This is a genomic window from Pseudomonas sp. FP2335 (assembly GCF_030687535.1).
Taxonomy (GTDB): Bacteria; Pseudomonadota; Gammaproteobacteria; order Pseudomonadales; family Pseudomonadaceae; genus Aquipseudomonas.
Window position 1 is genome coordinate 4,470,364 of sequence record NZ_CP117437.1, and the last position, 17,184, is coordinate 4,487,547.

14 protein-coding genes are annotated in these 17,184 nt (G+C 60.0%); 5 read left to right on the plus strand and 9 right to left on the minus strand.

Annotation, left to right across the window (positions count from 1 at the left end):
- Positions 1 to 110: 110 nt before the first annotated feature.
- From nirB to cobA, 4 genes are read left to right on the plus strand one after another with little or no spacing between them, the layout of a single operon-like run.
- Positions 111 to 2,564 (plus strand): nitrite reductase large subunit NirB, encoded by a 2,454-nt coding sequence (gene nirB, locus PSH81_RS20015; RefSeq protein WP_305391356.1) that lies wholly within the window; start codon positions 111 to 113, stop codon positions 2,562 to 2,564.
- The gene (gene nirD, locus PSH81_RS20020; RefSeq protein ID WP_192297159.1) at positions 2,561 to 2,878 is read left to right on the plus strand and encodes a nitrite reductase small subunit NirD; all 318 of its coding nucleotides are present in this window, start codon (positions 2,561 to 2,563) and stop codon (positions 2,876 to 2,878) included. The genes nirB and nirD overlap by 4 nt, the downstream gene beginning before the upstream one ends.
- Positions 2,878 to 5,586: a nitrate reductase gene (locus tag PSH81_RS20025; protein WP_305391357.1), complete on the plus strand. Its 2,709-nt coding sequence runs from the start codon at positions 2,878 to 2,880 to the stop codon at positions 5,584 to 5,586. Before nirD ends, PSH81_RS20025 begins: the two co-directional genes overlap by 1 nt.
- Before the next feature lie 10 nt (positions 5,587 to 5,596).
- On the plus strand, positions 5,597 to 6,340 hold the full coding sequence (gene cobA, locus PSH81_RS20030) for a uroporphyrinogen-III C-methyltransferase (protein ID WP_305391358.1): 744 nt from the start codon (positions 5,597 to 5,599) through the stop codon (positions 6,338 to 6,340).
- Positions 6,341 to 6,400: 60 nt separating this feature from the next.
- Here the strand turns inward: cobA and PSH81_RS20035 are convergent, their stop codons facing one another.
- The 8 genes from PSH81_RS20035 to ppsA all read right to left on the minus strand — a co-directional run bounded on the left by PSH81_RS20035 (position 6,401) and on the right by ppsA (position 14,498).
- Positions 6,401 to 7,381, minus strand: coding sequence for an OmpA family protein (locus PSH81_RS20035; RefSeq protein ID WP_226454892.1), 981 nt, complete (start codon positions 7,379 to 7,381; stop codon positions 6,401 to 6,403).
- Positions 7,382 to 7,488: 107 nt separating this feature from the next.
- On the minus strand, positions 7,489 to 8,079 hold the full coding sequence (gene sigX / locus PSH81_RS20040; RefSeq protein ID WP_122485727.1) for an RNA polymerase sigma factor SigX: 591 nt from the start codon (positions 8,077 to 8,079) through the stop codon (positions 7,489 to 7,491).
- A gap of 87 nt (positions 8,080 to 8,166) precedes the next feature.
- Positions 8,167 to 8,991: a mechanosensitive ion channel domain-containing protein gene (locus tag PSH81_RS20045; RefSeq protein WP_003175519.1), complete on the minus strand. Its 825-nt coding sequence runs from the start codon at positions 8,989 to 8,991 to the stop codon at positions 8,167 to 8,169.
- A 2-nt stretch (positions 8,992 to 8,993) separates the two neighbouring features.
- Positions 8,994 to 9,239, minus strand: a complete 246-nt coding sequence (locus PSH81_RS20050; protein WP_192297163.1) for a CrfX protein — start codon at positions 9,237 to 9,239, stop codon at positions 8,994 to 8,996.
- Positions 9,240 to 9,325: 86 nt separating this feature from the next.
- A complete protein-coding gene (locus PSH81_RS20055) occupies positions 9,326 to 10,321 on the minus strand; it encodes a zinc transporter ZntB (protein WP_305391359.1) in 996 nt (331 codons plus the stop codon).
- Positions 10,322 to 10,346: 25 nt separating this feature from the next.
- Positions 10,347 to 10,838, minus strand: a complete 492-nt coding sequence (rraA, locus tag PSH81_RS20060) for a ribonuclease E activity regulator RraA (protein ID WP_032887592.1) — start codon at positions 10,836 to 10,838, stop codon at positions 10,347 to 10,349.
- A gap of 188 nt (positions 10,839 to 11,026) precedes the next feature.
- Positions 11,027 to 12,016 (minus strand): alpha/beta fold hydrolase, encoded by a 990-nt coding sequence (locus PSH81_RS20065; protein WP_305391360.1) that lies wholly within the window; start codon positions 12,014 to 12,016, stop codon positions 11,027 to 11,029.
- 106 nt (positions 12,017 to 12,122) lie between these two features.
- Positions 12,123 to 14,498 carry a phosphoenolpyruvate synthase gene (gene ppsA, locus PSH81_RS20070; protein ID WP_226454889.1) on the minus strand — a complete coding sequence of 792 codons (2,376 nt, stop codon included), beginning with the start codon at positions 14,496 to 14,498 and terminating at the stop codon, positions 12,123 to 12,125.
- A 178-nt stretch (positions 14,499 to 14,676) separates the two neighbouring features.
- On the opposite strand from ppsA, the gene PSH81_RS20075 reads away from it, so the two are divergent.
- Positions 14,677 to 15,495 carry a pyruvate, water dikinase regulatory protein gene (locus tag PSH81_RS20075; RefSeq protein ID WP_192297167.1) on the plus strand — a complete coding sequence of 273 codons (819 nt, stop codon included), beginning with the start codon at positions 14,677 to 14,679 and terminating at the stop codon, positions 15,493 to 15,495.
- Positions 15,496 to 15,634: 139 nt separating this feature from the next.
- Here the strand turns inward: PSH81_RS20075 and PSH81_RS20080 are convergent, their stop codons facing one another.
- Positions 15,635 to 17,059, minus strand: coding sequence for a PLP-dependent aminotransferase family protein (locus PSH81_RS20080; protein WP_192297168.1), 1,425 nt, complete (start codon positions 17,057 to 17,059; stop codon positions 15,635 to 15,637).
- Positions 17,060 to 17,184: the final 125 nt, after the last annotated feature.

Sequence of the window (17,184 nt, forward strand, 5' to 3'; positions counted from 1 at the left end):
TCGCGCTTCCCGAGAGAACGGGACCAGGACAAAGGCGTCCTCGCTAGGTAACTAGCGGGGACGCCTTTTTTTGTTTGCGCGTGATTTGTCGAGCCATTGCGGAGAACGACATGAAAAAACTCAAATTAGTGATGATCGGCAACGGCATGGCCGGGGTTCGCACCCTTGAAGAATTGCTCAAGCTGAGCAGCGACCTGTACGACATCACCGTGTTCGGCGCCGAGCCGCACACCAACTACAACCGCATCCTGCTGTCGCCGGTGCTGGCCGGTGAACAGACCTTTGAAGAGATCGTGCTCAACGACCTCAGCTGGTATCTGGACAACAACATCAAGTTGCTGCTGAACCGCAAAGTGGTGCAGATCGACCGCGTCAAACGCATCGTCATCGCCGAAGACGGCAGCGAAGCCGAATACGATCGCCTGCTGATCGCCACCGGCTCTACCCCGTTTATCCTGCCGATCCCCGGCAATACCTTGCAGGGCGTGATCGGCTACCGCGACATCGCCGACACCCAGGCCATGATCGACACCGCCAAGACTCATAAGCACGCGGTGGTCATCGGCGGCGGCCTGCTCGGCCTGGAAGCCGCCAACGGCCTGATGCTGCGCGGTATGCACGTGACCGTTGTGCATATCGGCGAGTGGCTGCTGGAGCGACAACTGGACAAGACCAGTGGCCAACTGCTGCAAACCGAACTGGAAAGCCGAGGCCTGGTGTTTCGCCTGTGTGAACAGACCCAGGCGCTGCATGATGCCGGCAATGGTCGCGTCGGCTCGGTGCAGTTCAAGAACGGCGACATAATCCCCGCGGATTTGGTGGTGATGGCCGCCGGCATTCGCCCCAACACCGAACTCGCGGAAAAATCCGGTATCCCGTGCAACCGTGGGATTCTGGTCAACGACACCCTGCAAACCTACGACCCACGCATCTACGCGATCGGCGAATGCGCCAGCCATCGCGGGATCGCCTACGGCCTGGTGGCGCCCTTGTTCGAACAGGCCAAAGTCTGCGCCAACCATTTGGCCCAACTGGGTTTTGCCACCTACAAAGGCTCGGTGACTTCGACCAAGTTGAAAGTGACCGGTATCGACCTGTTTTCGGCCGGGGACTTCATGGGCGGCGAAGGCACCGAGACCATCACCCTCTCCGACCCGATTGGCGGCGTGTACAAGAAGCTGGTGATCAAGGACGACATCCTGGTCGGCGCCTGCCTGTACGGCGACACCGCCGACGGTGGTTGGTATTTCCGCCAGATCCGTGAGAACCACGCCATCGGCGAGATCCGCGACCACCTGATGTTCGGCGAAAACGCCTTGGGTGACGTAGGCCATCAAGGCCAGGACAAGGCCATGAGCATGGCCGACAACGCCGAGGTCTGCGGCTGCAACGGCGTGTGCAAGGGCACTATCGTCAAGGCGATCCAGGAACAGGGCTTGTTCAGTGTCGATGAGGTAAAAAAACACACCAAGGCCGCCAGTTCTTGCGGTTCCTGCGTCGGCTTGGTCGAGCAGATCCTGATCAACACCGTGGGCGGTGCGGCCGATGTCAAACCGAAAAGCGAAAAAGCCATCTGCGGTTGCAGCGACCTCAACCACGGACAAATCCGCCAGGCCATCCGCGACCAGCACTTGCTGACCATCGCCGGCACCATGAACTACCTCAACTGGCGCACGCCCAACGGCTGCGCCACCTGCCGCCCGGCGCTGAACTACTACCTGATTTCCACCTGGCCCGGCGAGGCCAAGGACGATCCGCAATCGCGCCTGATCAACGAACGCGCCCACGCCAACATTCAGAAAGACGGCACCTACTCCGTAGTCCCCCGGATGTGGGGCGGTGTGACCAATCCTGGGGAACTGCGCCGCATCGCCGATGTGGCCGACAAATACAACGTGCCAATGGTCAAGGTCACCGGCGGTCAGCGCATCGACCTGCTCGGTATCAAGAAGCAGGACCTGCCGGGGGTGTGGAAAGACCTCGACATGCCATCCGGCCATGCCTACGGCAAGTCCATCCGCACTGTAAAAACCTGCGTGGGCAGCGAGTTCTGCCGCTTCGGCACGCAAAACTCCACGCAACTGGGCATCGAGCTTGAGCACGACCTGTTCAATATGTGGTCGCCGCATAAGGTCAAGCTGGCGGTGTCCGGCTGCCCACGCAATTGCTCGGAAGCCGGCATCAAGGACGTGGGAATCATCGGCGTCGATTCCGGCTGGGAGATGTACATCGGCGGCAACGGTGGGATCAAGACCGAGGTGGCGGAGTTCTTCGTCAAGCTGAAAACCGCTGAAGAAGTGCGTGAGTACAACGGCGCCTTCCTACAGCTGTACCGCGAAGAAGCCTTCTACCTTGAGCGCACCGTGCACTACCTGCAACGGGTCGGCATGGAGCACATCAAGAAAGCCGTACTCGAAGACCCCGCCCGCCGCCAAGCCCTCAACGAGCGCCTGCAGTTCTCGCTGTCGTTCGAACAAGATCCGTGGAAAGAGCGCCTGGAACAGCCGCTGCTGAAAAAAGAATTTGATGTGATCCCCGTCCAACAACTGGAGATGCCGGCATGAACTGGCTGAATATCTGCGCCCTCGACGAGATCAACGTGCTGGGCTCGCGCATCATCCAAGGCCCCAAAGGCGATATCGCGATTTTTCGTACCAGTGATGACGAAGTCTTCGCCCTTGACGACCGCTGCCCACACAAGGGCGGCCCGTTGTCCCAAGGCTTGATCTACGGCAAGCGCGTGGCCTGCCCGCTGCACAACTGGCAGATCGACCTGGCGTCCGGCGAAGCCCAGGCACCAGACGTCGGTTGCGCCCACCATCACCCGGCCCGTGTGGAAAACGGCCGGGTGCTGCTGGCCCTGCGGGACGCCGTGTGATGAACCGCCAGACCACCGCGTCCACCTGCTGCTATTGCGGGGTGGGGTGCGGCGTGTTGATCGAACATGACGGCGCGCAAATCCTGGGGGTGACGGGCGACCCGAGCCACCCGGCCAACTTCGGCAAATTGTGCAGCAAGGGCTCCAGCCTGCACCTGACCGGCGACATATCCGCCCGCGCCTTGTACCCGGAGCTGCGCCTGGGCAAAGGCCTGGCGCGCTCGCGCACCGACTGGGATACCGCGTTGGAACACGCCGCCAACGTGTTCGCCGACACCCTCGCCGAACACGGGCCGGACAGCGTGGCCTTCTACATCTCCGGGCAACTGCTGACCGAGGACTACTACAGTTTCAACAAACTCGCCCGCGCCCTGGTGGGTACCAACAACATCGATAGCAACTCGCGGCTGTGCATGTCCTCGGCGGTGGTCGGCTACAAGCGCAGCCTGGGTGCCGATGCGCCGCCTTGCAGTTATGAGGACCTGGAAAACAGCGACTGCGTGATGATCGTTGGCAGCAATATGGCCTACGCCCACCCGGTATTGTTCCGACGTCTTGAAGAGGCCAAGGCACGCCGCCCCCAAATGAAAGTGCTGGTGATCGATCCACGCCGTACGGACACCTGCGACTTGGCTGACCTGCACCTGGCGATTCTGCCGGGCACCGATGTGGCGTTGTTCCATGGGATCTTGCATTTGCTGCTGTGGGAAGACTGGATCGACCGCGCGTTTATCCAGGCGCATACCGAGGGCTTGGCCGAGCTCAAGCGCTTGGTGCACGACTACACGCCGCAGATGGTCACACAGTTGTGCGGGATCAGCGTCGAGCAACTGCGCTTGTGTGCCGAGTGGGTGGGCACCTCCAGCAGTTTCCTGTCGCTGTGGTGCATGGGGCTTAACCAGTCCACCGCCGGCAGCGCAAAAAACAGCGCGCTGATCAATCTGCACCTGGCCACCGGCACCATCGGCCGACCAGGCTGTGGGCCGTTTTCCCTGACCGGTCAGCCGAATGCCATGGGCGGGCGCGAAACCGGCAGTTTGTCGAATTTGCTGCCGGGGCACCGTGAGGCAGCGAACCCAGAGCATCGCGCACAGGTTGCGGCGTATTGGGGGGTTGAGTCGTTGCCGGCGGCTACCGGGCTGACCGCTGTCGAACTGTTCGAGCAGATGCAGGCCGGCAAGATCAAGGCGGTCTGGATCGCCTGCACCAACCCGGCGCAATCGCTGCCGGACCAGAACAGCGTGCGCGCGGCGTTGGCGGCTTGTCCCTTTGTGGTGTTGCAGGAGGCGTTTCGGACGACGGAAACCGCAGCCTTTGCCGACCTGTTGTTGCCCGCCGCCAGTTGGGGGGAGAAGGAAGGCACGGTGACCAACTCCGAACGACGCATTTCCCACGTCCGCCGAGCTATCGCCCCACCGGGAGAAGCGCGGCCGGATTGGGCAATTACCGTAGATTTCGCACAGCGCCTGGAACGTCGTTTGCGTCCAGGGCGCGACAGTTTGTTTGCGTTCGAGCAGCCTGCGCAGGTTTTTGACGAATACAAACTGCTGACCCAGGAGCGTGACCTCGACCTGTCAGGCATCAGCCACGCCCTGCTCGACAAGATCGGACCACAACAATGGCCGTTTCCCAAAGGGGCACAGGCCGGCACGCCACGCCTGTATAGCGATGGCCGCTTCCCCACCGCCAGCGGGCGCGCGCAGTTTGTCGCCGACCCGTATCGCGCAGCCAAGGAACAGCGCGATGCACGCTTCCCTCTGACCCTGATCACCGGCCGCCTGCGCGACCAGTGGCACGGCATGAGCCGCACCGGCACTGCCGCGCAGTTGTTCGGGCACGTCAGCGAGGCATTGCTGAGCCTGCATCCGGACGAAATGCGCCGTCATCGCGTGAAAGACGGTGATCTGGTCAACCTGAAAAGCCGTCGCGGGCAAGTGATCGTGGCCGTCAGTGCGGACGACAGTGTGCGCCCGGGCCAGGCGTTCCTGCCGATGCATTGGGGGGATCGTTTTCTCAAGGGCGGCGTGAACGCACTCACCCAGCCGGCATTCGATCCGTTGTCGAAACAGCCGGAACTCAAGCACAGCGGGGTGCGCCTGGAGACCGTGCACCTGCCTTGGCAGCTGTTCGCCCTGATCGAGGGCGATGTGCAGCAACACTTTGAAGCCTTGCGCCCGCTGTGCGAGGGCTTTGCCTACGTGAGCCTGAGCCTGGCCGGGCGCGAGCGCCCTGCCCTGCTGGTGCGTGCCGCACACAGCGAGGCGCCCGACCTGCAACTGCTGACGCGTATTGACCAATTGCTGGGCCTGAATGACGGGCCGGTGATGGCCTATGACGACCCGCGCCGCTCGATTGGCAAGCGGGTGAAAATCGAAAAAGGCCGTATCACGGCGCTGCGCCTCGCCGGGGAAACCTTGGCGCGGCACTGGCTGCAAAGCCTGTGGCTGGAGGGGCGTACAGACGATCAACTGCGCCGCTGGTTGTTGGCGCCCCTCAGCGCCCCGCCGGGGGGCGCGGCGGCCAGCAGCAAGATCCTGTGCAACTGCAAAAACGTCAGCGAGAACGCTGTGTACAGCGCCATTGGCCGGGGCCTGGATCTGGATGGGTTGAAGCGGGAGTTGGGTTGCGGCACGCAATGCGGCTCCTGTGTCCCGGAAATCAAACGTTTATTGGCGAGCAACCCGCAGCCAATCGCAATCAGTGTGTGAGGGCAACGACATGAGCGCAAAAGTCTGGCTGGTGGGCGCAGGCCCCGGTGATCCGGAACTGCTGACCCTCAAGGCGGTAAGGGCCCTGCATGAGGCCGACGTGGTACTGATTGATGACTTGGTCAATCCGGCGGTGCTGGAACACTGCGCGAGTGCGCGGGTGATCACGGTAGGAAAACGCGGTGGTTGTCGCTCGACGCCGCAGGATTTCATCCACCGCCTGATGTTGCGTTATGCGCGCCAGGGTAAGTGCGTGGTACGGCTCAAGGGCGGCGATCCGTGCATTTTCGGGCGGGGCGGCGAAGAAGCCCTGTGGCTGCATGAGCGCGGGATCGAGGTGGAGTTGGTCAACGGAATTACCGCGGGCCTGGCGGGGGCGACGAATTGCGCGATCCCCCTGACGTTGCGCGGTGTCAGCCGTGGTGTAACCCTGGTCACGGCGCATACCCAGGACGACAGCAGCCTGAATTGGCGTGCATTGGCCGAAAGCGGGACGACGTTGGTGGTGTACATGGGGGTGGCCAAGCTGGAGGAGATTCGCCAGCAACTGCTGGAGGGCGGCATGGCGGCGGATATGCCGGTGGCGATGATCGAAAACGCTTCGTTGCCTCACCAGCGCGAATGCCGCAGTGCGCTGTCGCGGATGCATGAGGACGCCCAGGCGTTTGCCTTGAAGAGCCCGGCCATCCTGGTGATTGGCAAGGTCGCGGCCAGTGGGCAAGCCGCTTATATAGCGGCAGCGGCCAGCGCCTGAGGCAAATTGCAGGCGAAAAAAAGCCCGGCCTGAGCCGGGCTTTTTTCTACCACTCAGTAATTACTGAGCTTGGGCTTCAACCGACGCTTCTACGCGACGGTTAACAGCACGACCAGCTTCAGTTGCGTTGTCAGCAACTGGGCGGGATTCGCCGTAACCTACGGAAGTTACGCGGTTGGCAGCAACGCCGTCTTTAACCAGGACTTGCTTAACAGCGTCAGCACGACGCTGGGACAGCTTCTGGTTGTAAGCGTCTGGACCTACGGAGTCAGTGTGACCAGCCACTTCTACGTGGGTAGCTGGGTACTGCTTCATGAAGTCAGCCAGGTTTTTCACGTCGCCGTAGCTGTTAGGCTTAACAACGGCCTTGTCGAAGTCGAACTTAACGTCCAGCTCAACACGAACAACCTGAGCAACTGGAGCTTCTGGCTCTGGAGTTGGCTCTGGAGCTGGTGCTGGGGTAGGAGCTGGAGCTACTGCGCCAGCGTTGCCGCCGAAGTTCACACCCAGGCCAACCAGTGCGGAGTAATCCCACTTGCCGTTGTCCAGAGCGTAGTCAGCTTCAACACCAGCACGAGCGTACAGGTTGTCGGTGAAGTAGTACTTCACGCCAGTACCAACGATAGCCAGGGTCGACTGATCGCGACCGCTGTGGCCGTCAGCTTTGACGTTGCCACGGCTCTGGTGACCGAAACCACCTTCTACGTATGGACGCAGGCTGTCTACGCCAGCTTGACCGAAGTGATACTGGGCAACCAGGCTGCCGGTATCGCCTTTGATTTTCTGGTTACCAGTACCGTCGTTCGAACGGGTGTGGTTGGTTTTGTCGTAGGACAGGTTCAACGACAGGTCGTCGGTCAGGAAGTAACCAATGCGAGCGCCTGGGTTGAAGCCGTCTTCGATGTGCTTAACGCTATCGTTGAATTGCTTCTTGTAGAACAGCTCGCCTTCAACTGCGCCTTGGCCTTGTGCCAGTGCGCCGAAAGAAGAAGCGGCAATAAGAGTACCAATGGCCAAGCCCAAGGTGTTTTTCAGTTTCATCCGTTAAATCCCCATCTGGTGATTGTAAAGCAGTCCCACAAACCGGGGGACAACTCGGCGACAAGTCTAACAGAACTTGCCTACACGTAAGAGATATTTGCCACGCACTAAGTTTCAGTCTCGCCCGCAAATTTCTCACGTAATTTATCTAGAGCACGTTTGTAACGCATTTTTGTAGCACTCAAACCCATGTGCATGATGTCAGCGATTTCCTGAAACTCGAGCTCTGCGACAAATCGTAGCACCAGAATTTCCCGGTCAATCGGGTTCACATACACCAACCAACGATCGAGTCCGCCCTTCTCCTCGGGTGCCGGCGTCTTCTCTTCAGACGCTTCCTCAAGGGGGTCCAGACTCAACGCGTCCATCAAGCGACGCTTTCGTCGTTCCTTGCGATACTGCGTGATGCACTCGTTGTACGTGATGCTATAGAGCCATGTCTTGAACTTCGATTTCCCCTCGAAGTTCTTCAAGCCGTACAGCACCTTGAGCATCACTTCCTGACAGACATCATCCGCATCTCTATCGTTCCCTAAATACCTTGAACAAACGTTGAACAGAGTGCGTTGATATCTGCGCATCAATTCTTCGTACGCGCGAGTTACGTGAAACAGCTCCGTGTGCGAGCGCGCGACCAACTCCTCATCAGAGAGCTCACGGGGGTCATAGCGCGTGGACAGCGTTTGGGCTTTATTCAAAACAAGTCGTGCCGACAGTCAGGTCAATGTCCGCTACAGCCCGGTCACCCGGGTTTGCGGCGGCGTACATTAGCAGGGTTTGCCGGATTAGCGGCTACTGACCTGCTGCTCCAGGAGAATCCGATTGGACAACGACACGAGGTCGCCGTCGTCGGTCAGCACTGTCGTCTTGACTGTACCGATCTCCTCGATTTGCCCTTCGACCTCGCCCACACGCACCTGTTGCCCCACCTGATACAGCTCACGCACATAGATTCCCGCAAGAATCTGGCCGGCAATTTCCCGGCTTCCGAGGCCCATGGCCAGTGCAACGGCCAGACCAACGGTAATCAAAACGATCACAATCACGTGGTTGAGCAGGTCAGTCTTGACCTCCAACTGGCTGATCGCGACCGAAATACTGATGATGATCACCAGCCCCTGGGCAATTCGCCCGAGGCCTGCGGCATAGTCCAGCCCCACGCCTTCCGCGGCGCCGCGCACCAGGCCATTGGCCAATTGCGCCAGCAGAACGCCTACCAGCAGCACCAACGCGCCGCCGAAAACCTTCGGCAAATACAGCGCCAGCATGTCGAGCGTAGCTGAAACTCGCTCAAGTCCAAGGGATTGAGCCGCAGAAACCAGAAAAATCAGCAATACGAACCAATAGACGATCTTGCCGATCAGCGTGGAGATCGGCACTTGCAGCCCGGCACGCCCCAGCAACTTGGTCAGGCCGGTGCCAGCCATCAGGCGATCAAGGCCCAGTTTGGCGAGCAATTTGGACAGCAGGGTGTCGAGCAGCTTGGCCACGACAAAGCCCAGCAACACCAGTACCAGAGCACCAAACAGGTTGGGAATGAAGTTCGCCACCTTGGTCCACAACGCGGTCATCGCGGTGACCAGGCTCTGGGTCCAGAGATCAAGTTCCATATTCAATCAGCCTTATCAGCAGTGCGAGCAAGAGATCTACGACGGGAAACCGGCGATACGTGGGCCGAACCATTGTTCAGGGCCATCATCAACGCCGGCAGCCAACGACCGAGCAGACCGAACAAATCACCCGCCCCTACCTGACGGTTGGCGGTTTTCAGCACGCGACCCAGGCAGGCATCGTCATCCCGGTTGGATGGCGAAGCATTGAGCATGTCACGCAAAGACTGTTCGAACGGATCGTGCATAAAGACCTCTCGCAAGTGTTTTAAAAGACGAGGGTAAAATTCTTGGGGTCACATAGGACCCTTCCTACGTTCAGCTCATATTCAGCTCAAACCCAGCGCAATCGTCGAAATAGCCACCATTGTCCCAGCGCAACCGCCACCATCATTAGGCAGGCAATCACGAATCCGTAGGGGCTGGCGGAGAACGGAATCCCGCCCACATTGATACCCAGCAAACCGGTGAGAAAGCTCATCGGCAGGAAGATCCCGGTGATGATACCGAAGCGGTACATGGTGCGGTTCATGCGCACGCTCAAACGCCGGTCTTCGGCCTCCAGCACAAGCCCCACGCGCTCCCGAGCCAATTCGAGCTCTTCCAGGTAACGCGTCAGACTGTTGTTCAATTCGTTCCAGTAATCGGCATCGTCGTCACAGAACCACGGCAATTTGATCCGCGTCAGCTGGGCAAAAATGTCGCGCTGCGGGGCGAGGAATCGCTTGAGCCCGGCCGCTCGCCGACGGATCTGCAAAACGCTGCCATGTTCCGGGGTATACCGTTCGTCGGTATCGAGTTTTTCTTCCTCGCTATCGACGATTTCAGACAGGTCGGTGACCAGATCCTGCACTTTATTGGTCAGGTACTGCGCCATATAAAGGATAAGTTCTGACGCCGTTTTAGGACCTTTGCCATCCGCCAACTGCACCAACAGCTCATCGGTGGCACGCAACGGTCGCAGGCGCAGGGAAATCACCCGGTTGGCCGCAGCAAAGATACGTACCGAGACCATGTCCTCCGGCTCGGCGCCGGGGTTCAGGTTGACCCCGCGCAGGAACAGCAACAGCTGCGCATCCGGCAGTGGCAACAGGCGCGGGCGGGTGTTTTCCTCCAGCAGCAGGTCGCAGGCGAATTCACTCAGGCCACTGGATTTGCGCAGCCAGGTCTGCGTTTGGGGATGACTGCGATCCCAGTGCAGCCACAGGCTTTCCTGGGGCTGCAGTTGCAAATCGTCAAGCTCAGTCCGGGCAATCGAACGCGCACCGCCTTTACCGTCCAGCACCAGGGCATGCACCAGCCCCCATTGCGCGTTTTCTTCCTCGAACATCCTCACCCCTGTCGGCTATTGCAGTTTATTCAGGCATTTTCAGCGGGCTTGGCGAGACAATCACGCCATTGTTGTCGGCGTAGATGTACTCACCCGGACGGAACGTCACCCCGGCAAACGTCACCACCACGTTCAGGTCGCCGATCCCGCGCTTGTCGGTCTTCATCGGATGGCTGGCCAGGGCCTGCACGCCCAGGTCGGTCTGCGCGATGACATCGACATCACGGATGCAACCGTAGATCACCAGGCCTTCCCAACCGTTTTTCGCGGCTTTCTCGGCGATCATGTCGCCCAGCAAGGCGCGGCGCAGGGAACCACCACCGTCAACCACCAACACCTTGCCAGCGCCCGGCTGGTCGGCTTGTTCCTTGACCAGCGAGTTGTCCTCGAAGCACTTGATGGTGACGATCTCACCGCCAAAGGAATCTCGGCCACCGAAGTTGCTGAACATCGGCTCGACGACCTGCACCAGGTCCGGGTAGGCATCGCACAGGTCGGGGGTCACGTAATGGTTCATCGAAAAAATTCCTTTCTGCCAAAGAAGTGTCTTTCAAGGAAGTACCGGTCGAAACAGGCGCAGAACATCCCACTCGCTTCGCCGCAACGCAATAGCCACTGCGCGACTGAATATGACCAGAAGCGTTCAGCGCGTCATATCTTAGCCGCAACCGCAAAGGAGCGAAACGCCCGTGGCTGAGCGCTCCATCAAACCTTAGTCGCAGGCTCGACCGAGGCACCGGGCAAAGGTGTGAGCGGATCCTTCAGCCATTGCGTCATCAACGGCCACACTTCAGCCTGCGCCGCTTTGCTGACCAGCATCTCTACGTGCCCGAAATCCCCGCTGAAACCCTGCTGGCGTCCCAGGCACAGGTACTGGCGATGCTCAGAACCCACCTGTTCGAACAGCTTGCGGCAGGCCCAGTCCGGGTCTTGATGATCGCCGGCGGCGCTCACCGCCAACAGCGGCACATCGACCTCGGCCAAACCTTTCCACCAATCATTCTTACCCTCGCCAAAACGGCCAAACAGGCCATTCCAGCGCATGGCTTCGATCAGCACGCCCGCCGGCTCATCCTCTGGGCCGCGCTTGTAGCGTGAGCCGGAAATCCCGCCGATGCGTTTCAACAGCAAGCGCCCAGTCCACTCCACCGGCGGCAGCTTCAACGGCCAGTGCGTGCGACTGACCTGACAGCCAAACAATGCCGCAGAAGCCACCGCCGGTGCCCCCAGATACTCGCCTCCCAGGGCCGCAGCCAAGGTCGTGGCGCCCAGGGAATGGCCGATCCAGTGCGGAACCTGCGCACTTTGCTCACGTACAAACGCGCCAATGGCCGGCAAATCGTAACGCGCATAGTCGGCGATGCGGTTGCGCGTGTAGTCATGGTTGCGCTTGGACAAACCATGACCGCGCATTTCCGGGATCCATACATCAAACCCTTGGCGCGCCAGGTAGGCCCCCAGGCCGAGCCCCTTGGGCGAATACCAGAAGCGTCGGTTGGAAAAACTGCCATGCAATAAAATAACGGGAATGCCCCGGTTTTCCGGGACATCCGCCAGGCCCAAACGGGTAACCGCGAGCTCGACGGTGCCGTCGGGACTGTTACCGGGTTTGAGTCGGTAGACATCTTCACTCAGGTCGCCACGACGTTCAGCGCTGATCAGGGCGACAGGAAACAGGTTGCTACTGCTTTGCATAATGCTCTTGCACAAAAAAGGGCGGCGTCCGCGGGGATTGCCGCCCTGTACAGATAAGAATGCCGGTCACCCGCGACAGGTGACCGGCACTTTTGACGTATCGACCTTAGGCGGACGCTTGGCCTTCCGCGAGGAAGAACCAGGTTTCCAGCACGGAATCGGGGTTCAGCGAGACGCTTTCGATGCCCTGCTCCATCAGCCAGCGGGCCAGATCCGGATGGTCGGAAGGGCCTTGGCCGCAGATGCCGATGTACTTGCCAGCCTTGTTACAGGCCTGGATGGCGTTGGACAGCAGCTTCTTGACCGCAGGATTTCGCTCGTCGAACAGGTGCGCGATGATCCCGGAGTCGCGGTCCAGGCCCAGGGTCAGCTGGGTCAGGTCGTTGGAACCGATGGAGAAGCCGTCGAAGTACTCCAGGAACTCTTCGGCCAGGATGGCGTTGGACGGCAGTTCGCACATCATGATCACGCGCAGGCCGTTTTCGCCACGGGACAGGCCGTTTTCAGCCAGCAGGTCAACAACCTGGCTCGCTTCGCCCAGGGTACGCACGAACGGCACCATGATCTCGACGTTGGTCAGGCCCATCTCGTTGCGCACACGCTTGAGCGCGCGGCATTCAAGCTCGAAGCAGTCACGGAACGCTTCGCTGATGTAACGCGAGGCGCCACGGAAACCCAGCATCGGGTTTTCTTCTTCCGGCTCGTAGAGCTTGCCACCGATCAGGTTGGCGTATTCGTTGGACTTGAAGTCCGACAGGCGCACGATGACCTTTTTCGGGTAGAACGCCGCCGCCAGGGTGCTGATGCCTTCCACCAGTTTCTCGACGTAGAAGCCCACCGGGTCGTTGTAGCCGGCGATGCGCTTGTCGACGCTTTCCTTGATGTCCAGCGGCAGGCCGTCGTAGTTCAACAGGGCCTTGGGGTGCACGCCGATCATGCGGTTGATGATGAACTCCAGGCGGGCCAGGCCCACACCGGCGTTCGGCAGTTGCGCGAAATCGAAGGCACGGTCCGGGTTGCCGACGTTCATCATGATCTTGAACGGCAGGTCTGGCATGGCATCGATGGAGTTTTGCTTGATGTCGAAGCCCAGCTCACCTTCAAAGATGAAACCGGTATCGCCTTCGGCGCAGGAAACCGTCACGCCCTGGCCGTCTTTCAACAGCTGGGTAGCGTTACCGCAACCCACCACCGCAGGAATCCCCAGCTCACGGGCGATGATCGCCGCGTGGCAAGTCCGCCCGCCACGGTTGGTGACGATCGCGCTGGCGCGCTTCATCACCGGTTCCCAATCCGGGTCGGTCATGTCGGAGACCAGTACGTCACCTGGCTGGACTTTATCCATTTCGGACACGTCCTTGATGATCCGCACCTTGCCGGCGCCGATGCGCTGGCCGATGGCACGGCCTTCCACCAGCACGGTGCCGGTTTCTTTCAGCAGGTAGCGTTCCATGACGTTGGCCGAAGTGCGGCTCTTCACGGTTTCCGGACGGGCCTGCACGATGTACAGCTTGCCGTCGTCGCCGTCTTTGGCCCACTCGATGTCCATCGGGCACTTGTAGTGCTTTTCGATGATCATCGCTTGTTTGGCCAATTCGCTGACTTCAGCGTCGGTCAGGCAGAAACGCGCGCGCTCGGCCTTGTCGACATCAACGGTCTTGACCGAGCGACCGGCCTTGGCCTCGTCGCCGTAGATCATCTTGATGGCCTTGCTGCCCAGGTTACGGCGCAGGATGGCCGGGCGACCCGCTTCGAGGGTGCCCTTGTGTACGTAGAATTCGTCCGGGTTTACCGCGCCTTGTACGACGGTTTCGCCCAGGCCGTAGGCGCCGGTGATAAACACCACGTCACGGAAGCCGGATTCGGTGTCCAGGGTGAACATTACGCCGGCGGTGCCGGTTTCCGAACGCACCATGCGCTGCACACCGGCAGACAGGGCCACCAGCTTGTGGTCGAAACCTTGGTGGACGCGGTAGGAAATGGCGCGGTCGTTGAACAGCGAGGCGAAGACTTCCTTGGCCGCGCGGATCACGTTTTCCACGCCGCGGATGTTCAGAAAGGTTTCCTGCTGACCGGCGAAGGAGGCGTCCGGCAAGTCTTCGGCAGTGGCCGAGGAGCGCACGGCGACGGCCATGTCCGGGTTGCCCGCCGACAGGGCGGCGAAGGCGGTGCGGATTTCCGCGTTGAGCTTCTCGGGGAACTCGGCTTCCATGATCCACTGGCGGATCTGGCTGCCGGTCTTGGCCAGGGCGTTGACGTCGTCGACGTCCAGTGCGTCCAGCGCGGCGTGGATCTGAGCATTGAGGCCGCTCAGTTCGAGGAAATCGCGGTAAGCCTGGGCCGTGGTGGCAAAACCACCGGGCACCGATACACCAGCGCCTGCAAGATTACTGATCATCTCGCCGAGGGATGCGTTCTTGCCCCCTACGTGCTCTACATCATGGACGCCGAGCTTATCGAGGGAAACTACGTACTCTACCAAGGTGATCTCTCCACTAACTGTGTTGGAAAAGCTCAGGACGCGGGCTGCTCAGTAGGAGCTTTCGCCGGCGTTTGTGGCCTGGACCTGGAAAATAAGTGAGAATGCGGCCCACTGTGGGACGGCAAAATCGCGCCTATCATATCCAAGATTCGTCATCAGCTTAAGGCCCAGGGCTCAAATGAAACGATCTGCTTTCTTTATCTCCGACGGCACCGGCATCACAGCCGAAACATTGGGTCAAAGCCTGCTCGCGCAGTTCGAAAACATTACCTTCGCCAAATTCACGCGGCCTTACATCGACAGCGTGGAAAAAGCGCGGGCCATGGTACAACAAATCAATCTGGCGGCTGAAAAAGACGGCTTTCGGCCGATCATTTTCGACACGATCGTCAATCAAGACATCCGTGAGATTCTCGCAACGTCGAATGGTTTCATGATCGACATCTTCTCGACTTTCCTGGCGCCCCTGGAACAAGAGCTGAGTGAACACTCCTCGTACTCTGTAGGAAAGTCCCATTCCATTGGCCATAACTCCAACTATATGGAGCGTATCGAGGCGGTGAACTTCGCCCTCGACAATGACGACGGCGCCCGCACGCACTACTACGACAAGGCCGACCTGATCCTGGTGGGCGTATCGCGCTGCGGCAAGACCCCGACCTGCCTGTACATGGCCATGCAATTCGGTATCCGCGCGGCCAACTACCCGCTGACCGAGGACGACATGGAACACCTGACGCTGCCTGCGGCCTTGCGTTCGCACCGGCACAAGCTGTTCGGCCTGACCATCGACCCGGACCGCCTTACCTCGATCCGCAACGAGCGCAAGCCCAATAGCCGTTATTCCAGCTATGCGCAGTGCGAATTCGAGGTGCGTGAAGTGGAAAATCTGTTCCGCCGCGAGAATATTGCGCACATCAATTCCACGCATTTCTCGGTGGAAGAGATTTCCGCGAAGATTCTGGTCGAGAAAGGGGTAGAGCGCCGTTTCAAGTAACCCCGAAGCCTGTAGTGAGCGGGCTTGCCCGCGCTGGGCGGCGCAGCCGCCCCAAATCCAGGCGGCCGCGGTCTTTCTGAAACACCGCGGCGGCCTTATTGGGGCGGCTTCGCCGCCCAGCGCGGGGCAAGCCCGCTCACTACAATTGAAATCGTCCGCCGCCCTGCCCCAGCGCGGTCGCCAGCGCATCAAACCCGGCCAACAGCAACTGATCATCCCCCGACGTATTGCAGATACTCGCCCGAATAAACTGCGGCACCGCCGTCTGCCCCACGGCAAACGCCTCGGCGGTGGCGATCAGGTAATTGTTCTGTTTGAGCTCGGCTTCGATTTCCGACGCGCGCCACGGCTCCGGGACTTCAATCCAGAAGTGCGGGCTGTTTAGGTGCGTGCGGTATTCAAGACCGGCCAACAACCCTTGCACCAAGGCTTTGCGGCGACTGATCTCATTGATCTGCTGGCGCAGCAGGTATTCGGCGGTGCCGTTTTCGATCCACTGTGTCGCCAGTTCTAGCGTCACCGGCGTGGCCATCCAGCAGGTCGAGCGCAGCGCCGCCGAGATGCGGCTGACCAAGGCCGGTGGTGCATGCACATAGCCCACGCGCAACCCGGCAGACACTGCCTTGCTCAAGCTGCTGATCAAAATCGTACGCTCAGGCGCGAAATAGCTGAGGGGCGGTGGACGATCCTCCACCAGCACGCCGTGGGCTTCATCTTCAAGAATCAGTAGATTGTGTTCCCGACAGACCCGGGCCAAGGCTTCGCGGCGCGGAATCGAAAGTACTGCAGTGGTCGGGTTCTGAATGGTCGGCGTGCAATACAACGCCGAAACCCGGTGGTTACGACAGACTTCATCCAGCGCCCCCGGCAGCACGCCTTCCTCATCCATCTCCAGGCCGATCAGACGCACACCCAACATGCGCGCCGCCGTGATCAACCCTGGATAGGTCAGTTGCTCGGTGACCACCGTATCGCCGGCGCGCAGCAACGCCATCATGGCGCAGAGTAAACCGTGCTGGCCGCCGTTGACGCAGATGACCTGCTCGGGAATCGGATGAAAATCGCGTTGTACCAGCCATTGCGCACCCGCCTCGCGATAACGCGGCAGCCCGGCGTCGGGCGTGTAGGCACTGATGTCCTGGAGGAACTTGGCGTTGGTCGCCAGGGTTTGCAGGCTCTGGGCCAGGAAGGCCGTTTCCTGCCCGGGAATATGCATGTTGCGGCTCATGTCGAAGTACTGGCGCGGCTCCTCGCTGAAGTTGCGAAAGCCTTCATCGCGCTGGCGCTCCATCCCCCGCTTGCGCACGAAAGTTCCGTCCCCCACCCGCGCCACCACCAACCCCAGGCGTTCCAACTCGCCGTAGGCCCGGCTGATGGTGCCGATGGTCACCCCCAGATTGTCGGAAAGCACCCGATGAGGCGGTAGCTTTCGTCCTGGTTCAATCAGCCCTTCAAGGATGCCCCGTTCCATGACATCGGACAGGCGCTTGTACTTCACGCCCTGACCGCTGGACAACCCCTCACGCATAATTGACACCATGTCAATATTTGTTTTGACAGCCATCTTTCGCCCTAATAGTGTGCTTTTACGGGTTCAATCACCGGATGAAACAACTCAATACACAGTCAATATAGAGTTCAATTCCGGCTCATGGAAGTAATAAACGATGCCAATGTCCGCCGTTCTCG